We start from the raw sequence: 6,596 nt of genomic DNA, 5'->3' as shown, positions 1-6,596 counted from the left end.
CATTGATAGACTTAAGCTGAATTGTCTTGCCTTCGGGCGTAACAACAGTTACTACCCCGTTCTCTGTCATCCACTTATTCAAATTGAATAACAGCTCATCTGTATAACCCAATTGCGCCGTAACTTTTCGGGCTGCATCTGAGTAAGTATCTGGAACCGATGTTTGAATAAAATATGTAGCATTAGAAACCGCATCCGGGAATTTATCGATTAAGACTAATTCAGTATCGCTATTAACGTTTTTAATTGCTGATAATTTAAAAGCATTCCCGACTTTAATTAAAATAGTCTGAGCCGGAGCAACACCGAATTTATTATCTTTCCATTTCGTATTTGTGCCAGTGGCAATATCTGAGTTGGCAGCAATTGAAATTGTGCCAAAGTTGTATGAAGACATGATTATTCCTTAATGATTAAAAATTGAAATAGGTTTCAGCATCAATGTACAATGATTTAAGTGAAGAGATATATGTCGCATACCCATAATACCCCCTTTGTATTTTAATATCTTTAGAAATGCATGGCGTTATATATTTCCTGTCAACTCCACCAACAGCTATTACTTTATTATTTCTTTTATAAATGGACTCCCCGAAATTACATGGCGTGTACATGGGCCTTGATATACCGGGTATCGCAACTTTATCCCCTTCATTATATCCATTTAAGGATACAGATACAGGACGCGTCAATACACCCACGGCTGATGAAAATCTAATATTATTAGAATTATCTCTAATTCTTAAACCATACTTATCATTACGCAAATCATTTTCAAAATTTAAATTCGAAAAAATAACAACTTTAAATTTCCCCGAAGTCATATCAGCTGATTTTGGATTTCTGACCTCCAATGTGATTTTCGGTGTTCGTTCATATCCACGATAAATATTTAAAGCAACAAATGCATTATTGTCATCAGTGTAGAAGAATGGAAGGCAATTATTAAAATTTAATCTACTATCAATAGCGCTCAAATTGAACTCACCACTCAATGTAAGTTCTTTTTTATGTGATACGTAGCTGTATTTAATATCTGAATTTAAAGACGAAAAATTAGTATTCCCCGATATCCTTAATCCGTGATTTCCTCCCGATATTGTCGGCCATGCAATTATGACAATATATTTTATGAAATGATTTTTCCCCGTATCTAAAAATTCAGGCCAATAAAATGTAAGATACCCCTGACTATCGCGAGTAACAGATAGATCTTTCCCCCCGTCAGGATAACTTGCAGGTCCATCATCTTTCCATTTTATTTCACCAAGTTTATGGGACGATATTGCATAATCGTGGCCGGGTGGTATTGGATTTGGGCATTTCCACCAGGTATTCCATCCGTTTCCCCAGATGCCCGGCGTGTCTGGCGTAATAACTCCGGCGCTCACAATGTAAGCTGGCGCTGTTTTTTCATTAAATATAAAGCTTGAAAAATCAAAAGGGTTTGTAATTCTTAAACCGTATTCACTCATAAGAATTCACCCAATTCGATTATTGGAACACCTGAACCATTGAATATATATATCCCCGTGTTAGTTATCCTCATCTTGTAGCCCCCAGACACACCATTTACTTCAAAAACTCCATTTTTCATATCAATACGCAGCCCGGATTTATTCGGCACATAATTAATAGATTTAAGGTCAACACTAACTAATAACTCTTGAATTGTTGCACTGTCAATAAATGCACTGCGCATGAACACTTGCCCGTTCTTGATGAAGAAGACAGATTCAAGCTTGTTATTTGCCGGATTAAAAACACCGAAAGTTTCAGCATTGAATCCGATATTTGTTGTGACTTTTCCGTTTTTAACTTCCGAGCCAATGACCATCCCGGCATCATATTCCGTTCCGTTGTATTTAATACCCGCTTTAATGGTATAGATAGCTGAACCTTCTCCTTTTTGATCAAAAACGGTTGTTGCCTTGGTTTCAATCGCGGCCTTTTGCTGCTTAAACTGAGCTTGAACCTGCTGAGTACTTTCTGCAAAGGCCTTGTCCATATTGGAAATTGACAATTCATTTTTATAGATACGGCTGTTAGCATCAGTAAACTTGGTGTTTACATCTGTCTGCCAGCGTGCCCATGACTCATTATTATTAACATACAATTCTTTGAGTTCAGAGATTTCGGCTTTTCTATCGCCGTTCTCAACCATCATTCGGCTATTTGAGCGAGATGTTGCACTGGCATTTTCTAGAATGCCCTCACTGTTGTAATCAATCCGAGATTGAAGCGCTTTACCTGCATCAGTTGTAAGAAACTGATCACCGGCAGCGTCAATTATCCAACTTGCATCTGAAGACGACGCCCCTTTAATAAACTCAGTCCACGGCGACTGATTACCAGTTTTATCAACAAGTCGAGCGCGGAAGTAGAAAGCAACACCTGCGGCCAATCCCTGCATCGTATAAGTTCGCTGAGGATAAGGAACGTCAGACAACAGCATCAAATCATTGCCGTCATTAGTCTTACTGTACTGAATCTCAGTATGTTGTGTGTCTGATGTGTCTTCGCCAAAGTTCCAATCAATCTGAATACCGAAAATAATCGGGGTTGTACGGAAGTTAAGCGGTACCGGAGGGTTACCCTCTTTACCCTTCAACATTGTTTCAGGAGCGTTAGCCCAAACACTCGATATCTCAGAGGCATTGATTGCACGAACGCGGGCTTGGTAACGACCGGCATAGATGTTATCGACTTCAAAGCCCAATGCTGACGTTCTCGGCGCTGATATCCAGTTCCCGTTGTCTTTTCGCCATTCCGATTCATAAGCAATGGCATTTTCTATAGCGTCCCACGTTACTCTCAGTGTAGTGATAGCTATCCCCTGATGTGTAGTTGAGTAACTACTGATAGCAACATTTTTCGGCGGAGCCTGAACGCCGGGCGGGATAACAGAAATAGGGCGTTCATCAATCCTTGCACCCGTATCAATCCGGGCGTATTTGTCAGGGTCATGATGAACCGCGCTGATTTCAAATGTGTTATCGCCCTTGTCGCGCACGCCGGTCACTCTGAATTGCTGAACAAAGAGATCATTAGCATCAATTGCCCAGCCTGATTCAACAGCCGGTGTTTCTGAATAAGCGGTAGTGACAGTTACTACTTTCCCGTTCACCGCCTGAATTGTCCGGCCTTCTGATTTGCCGCCTGGCAAGTTGATTAACAGGCGATCGCCTTCTTTAGCATCTGGCTTTCTATCTAGTGTAATGTTGCGCTCTGATACAGCACTAATACGCCCGCCGATTATACGGCCTGCCCGGTTTCTATTGGCAACACCGATAATGTGCCCAGGTAAAGGGATCTGTCCCTCCAGGCCGACACTGAACGATATAGCGTCATCTTCGCTATTTGTCAGTAATATCCATCGTCCTCGCCGGTTAGCTTCGCTTTGACGAGTGCAGCCAATAGCCGTGATTTCAGTCTGATTGATACCGTAGCGGCGCACTAATGCATTTTCAAAAACCGGTTCAATAGCATCAGCATAGTGATTGTCGGGATCTGACCAACTCACCATTGCAGTTGTATATCGGGTTCGTTCACTGGCTGATGTGTATGAAAATTTACCATTGATGACATTTGAGTGGTTAAAAATGTAATCCATGTCGCGCGGCATATCAGCCAGTGCGACAAGTTGATATTGTCCCCAGTACGTCATACCTCTGAAAATAGCAGCGAGATCATGTAATACGGTCCAAGCATCATTGCGAGACTGAATATAGACATTACATGTGAAGCGAGGTTCTTTGCCATCACCACCCCGGCCATCCGGTACCAATTGATCGCAATACTGGGCAATACGATAAAGTTCTGCTTCGCTGACTAGTGTTGAGTTGATTCTGCTCCCCAGGCCGAACATATCCGACAAGATAAGATCGTAGAAAATCCAAGCCGGGTTATCTGAATATGCCCACTTAAACGTACCGTCCCATATCCCTGAATAGGCCCGCGTTACCGGATCATAATTTGACGGCACACGGATAACGCGGCCTTTCGGTTTACAACTGATTCTAGGAATATCTGGAAATTGCTTGGAATCAAATTCAACATAGAGCAAGGCGGTATTAGGGTACCGAAGTTTTGCGTCGATAACTTCCGTGATCGCTTGTACAAACATTTTGTCCGCAATTCTGACTGTATTCTTATTTGGCGTCAGCCTTCTTACTCTGATTTGCCAGCCTGTAGTAGCACTGGGTAAGTCAATACGGTATGAGCGCTCATAAAGTGTTGTTGTCTTACCGTCAACCGCGGCTTTCAGGACCTCTTTATAAGCTCCGCCATCAGTAGCAACATCTATCGCATACTCAATGCGATAACCCACTGTATCCCCATTACTTTCTTTTTGTAGTTGCAAGTTGGGCCAGCCAAGGCGCAAACGGACGGCAGATAGCTTAGTGTTAGAAACAGCACGTATCCACGGATGATCGCTTTTCAGTTCCGTATTTATCCTGATTTCATTTTCAGCGGCGGGTATCCCCTGAATATATTCTTGTGATTGAGTACCCGGCCGAAACTCCCATTTAACCCCGGCAAAATTCAGGCTCCCATCATCATTGGCAATAGGCGTATCATCCAAGTAAATATTAGTACCCTCCAGCCCACCAGCGAACTCACCCTCACCAAGCGCTAGTAGTAGCTTAGCTTTAGATATCGATTGAATTGAATCCGGGGCTTCAATGGGAGTGCGTTGCTTACCGCCGCCACCTTTTCGACCTTTGATTATTTTTGCCATATTCCACCCATAAAAAAGGCCACACCGAAGTGTAGCCTTGAATTTAATATTTCAAACGAAATTTAGTTAATACAATATTTTTTATAGAAATTTCGAATTTCTAAAGTTACATGCGGAGATATATCAAACCCAGAAAGAATCCGATTAAAAACAGAATCATCACATGGTTCATGGATTTTAATATCACCAGCAGCCATATGTTGCTCAACTGTTACTGAACCAAAAATATCAGCACGACTATAGAAAACAAAACTCGGATGTCTAATAAAAGGATGATCACCACAATTTAATATACATGTATGATCATACGGTATGTCCGGCTTTAAAGAGCTGATATTTACAGCTAGAAAACATGTCTTAGTTTTTTTAGGGTAAAAAACTGGATCGCAGCAGATAATATATAAGTGATCTGTATACCCGGATGGGATAAGTAAACTTCCTTTCCTTAAAATCCTACCCGGCATCACCGCAATCCTTGAAGAAAACAGTCCAGTTGTTGCCTTTCTATTAACTCTCGCGCCAATTTCTCAGCAACTTCTGGTGATTTACCGACAGCAATAAAAACAGAACTCGGTGAAATAGGATAAGAACTACCGCCTGGATCTTGCCACTCAGTACAATGTTTATGGGTATACTCCACAATATCAAAGCGGCTCATATGACCGAACTGTTCCCAAATGGCATCCAGAACCCCTAATTCAGCATCAGAAAGAGATTCAAAATCATCCCTTGTTACATCTCTCCGTTTGAGTGAAATTTCATAATTCTTTTCACTTTGAATCCACGCCCCCCATCCAAATTCATCACTGGAATAATCTCCAGTGATTAAATTTAAGGTTTGCGATAAAACAGGCCCTTTAGGCATAGACACCATTCGATCACCAGTGATAGGGTAGCCATAGTCATTCATAGATACCCTATCTGCCAGATAAAGCAACTTCATAAGTTTCAGATATGCCATGCGCCCGCCGCGCTTATGCAGCAGGTAGGCAGCCATTTGAGCTACTTTTTCTTCGCAAAACATAGAAACCTCCAAGACTTTTTCGAAATACCAGACTGGCAATTTACACATATAGTGTATCTCTAAAAGCGCAACCCTGACAAGGTTAATTCTAATAAAGTCAATGAGTTAAAAACTATATACCTGATATATAAAGAATTAAAGATTTAAAAATTCTTTATCTTTAAGCTAAAAAATGTATAGCAGCCAACACAAAATGTTGTTGTATGATCACTGTTGATCTTCGGTATAAATCCCAGCGGAAATAATTGCCCCGCCGATTTCTCGCGTTCCGTACAGTACAGCAACCGGGTTCCCCTGGGCTGTGGTGTTGACTGGTCCGCCGAAAGCATATGAGGGTTTATTATCCGGGGATTCTCGCATTCTCAAACCTGGCATTTGCGGCGATAGCATTTGGACAACACCGCCTAAGGCCATTGATGCACCTACCATAGCCAGAGCCCCGCCCCATGTACCGGCTGCACCAAATGCCGCCCAGCCAGCAGGGCCTGTTAGCATTGCAGCACCGACCAGGGCAACCCCAAGTATTGTTTGAAAAAGCCCAGCTCGCTTACTGCCAATAATAACCGGCAAAAGATGAATGTCATCAGCCCCTTTTGTCATATCAAGTTCATCTTTACTGATATTTTTACCGCCGCAAAAAATAGCGAACGTTAGCCCTTTCTTGTGAGCCTCCATCATATATTTTTCAAAACCCGGCAATAGACAGCGCATAGCATCAATTGCTTTTTTCACATCCAGCGCTTTATATTTAAATTCTTTTCCAAAGCGTTTAATTAGTGGGCCGTGCATTCTAACAGTTCGCATTGGTACATCAATAAAAGCCATAAATGA

5 protein-coding genes and 1 pseudogene are annotated in these 6,596 nt (G+C 41.8%); all 6 read right to left on the bottom strand.

Translation table 11 applies throughout. The features are described 5' to 3' along the window. Window positions 1–397, bottom strand: a pseudogene (locus LGZ99_RS20460) (hypothetical protein); the annotation flags it as partial. Between the two features lie 16 nt (window positions 398–413). After that, a complete protein-coding gene (locus LGZ99_RS20455; protein WP_262979520.1) occupies window positions 414–1,475 on the bottom strand; it encodes a DUF6453 family protein in 1,062 nt (353 codons plus the stop codon). Then, complete coding sequence (locus LGZ99_RS20450; protein ID WP_262979519.1) at window positions 1,472–4,741, bottom strand: TipJ family phage tail tip protein; 3,270 nt, start codon at window positions 4,739–4,741, stop codon at window positions 1,472–1,474. Before LGZ99_RS20450 ends, LGZ99_RS20455 begins: the two co-directional genes overlap by 4 nt. A gap of 62 nt (window positions 4,742–4,803) precedes the next feature. After that, window positions 4,804–5,205 (bottom strand): hypothetical protein, encoded by a 402-nt coding sequence (locus LGZ99_RS20445; protein ID WP_262979518.1) that lies wholly within the window; start codon window positions 5,203–5,205, stop codon window positions 4,804–4,806. Then, entirely contained in the window at window positions 5,205–5,765 is a 561-nt protein-coding gene (locus tag LGZ99_RS20440) for a Panacea domain-containing protein (RefSeq protein WP_021326891.1), read from the bottom strand. The genes LGZ99_RS20445 and LGZ99_RS20440 overlap by 1 nt, the downstream gene beginning before the upstream one ends. 207 nt (window positions 5,766–5,972) lie before the next feature. Continuing rightward, the gene (locus tag LGZ99_RS20435; RefSeq protein ID WP_262979517.1) at window positions 5,973–6,590 is read right to left on the bottom strand and encodes a tail assembly protein; all 618 of its coding nucleotides are present in this window, start codon (window positions 6,588–6,590) and stop codon (window positions 5,973–5,975) included. Window positions 6,591–6,596 lie beyond the last annotated feature (6 nt).

Origin of the sequence: Photorhabdus temperata (genome assembly GCF_025384845.1) — a bacterium.
Taxonomy (GTDB): domain Bacteria; phylum Pseudomonadota; class Gammaproteobacteria; order Enterobacterales; family Enterobacteriaceae; genus Photorhabdus; species Photorhabdus temperata.
This window is presented reverse-complemented; position numbering and strand designations above follow the sequence as displayed.

Bases quoted from the DNA above. Each gene is read 5' to 3' on its own strand.
- LGZ99_RS20440 (WP_021326891.1), bottom strand. From the start codon at position 5,765: ATGTTTTGCGAAGAAAAAGTAGCTCAAATGGCTGCCTACCTGCTGCAT.
- LGZ99_RS20450 (WP_262979519.1), bottom strand. From the start codon at position 4,741: ATGGCAAAAATAATCAAAGGTCGAAAAGGTGGCGGCGGTAAGCAACGC.
- LGZ99_RS20445 (WP_262979518.1), bottom strand. From the start codon at position 5,205: ATGCCGGGTAGGATTTTAAGGAAAGGAAGTTTACTTATCCCATCCGGG.
- LGZ99_RS20435 (WP_262979517.1), bottom strand. From the start codon at position 6,590: ATGGCTTTTATTGATGTACCAATGCGAACTGTTAGAATGCACGGCCCA.
- LGZ99_RS20455 (WP_262979520.1), bottom strand. From the start codon at position 1,475: ATGAGTGAATACGGTTTAAGAATTACAAACCCTTTTGATTTTTCAAGC.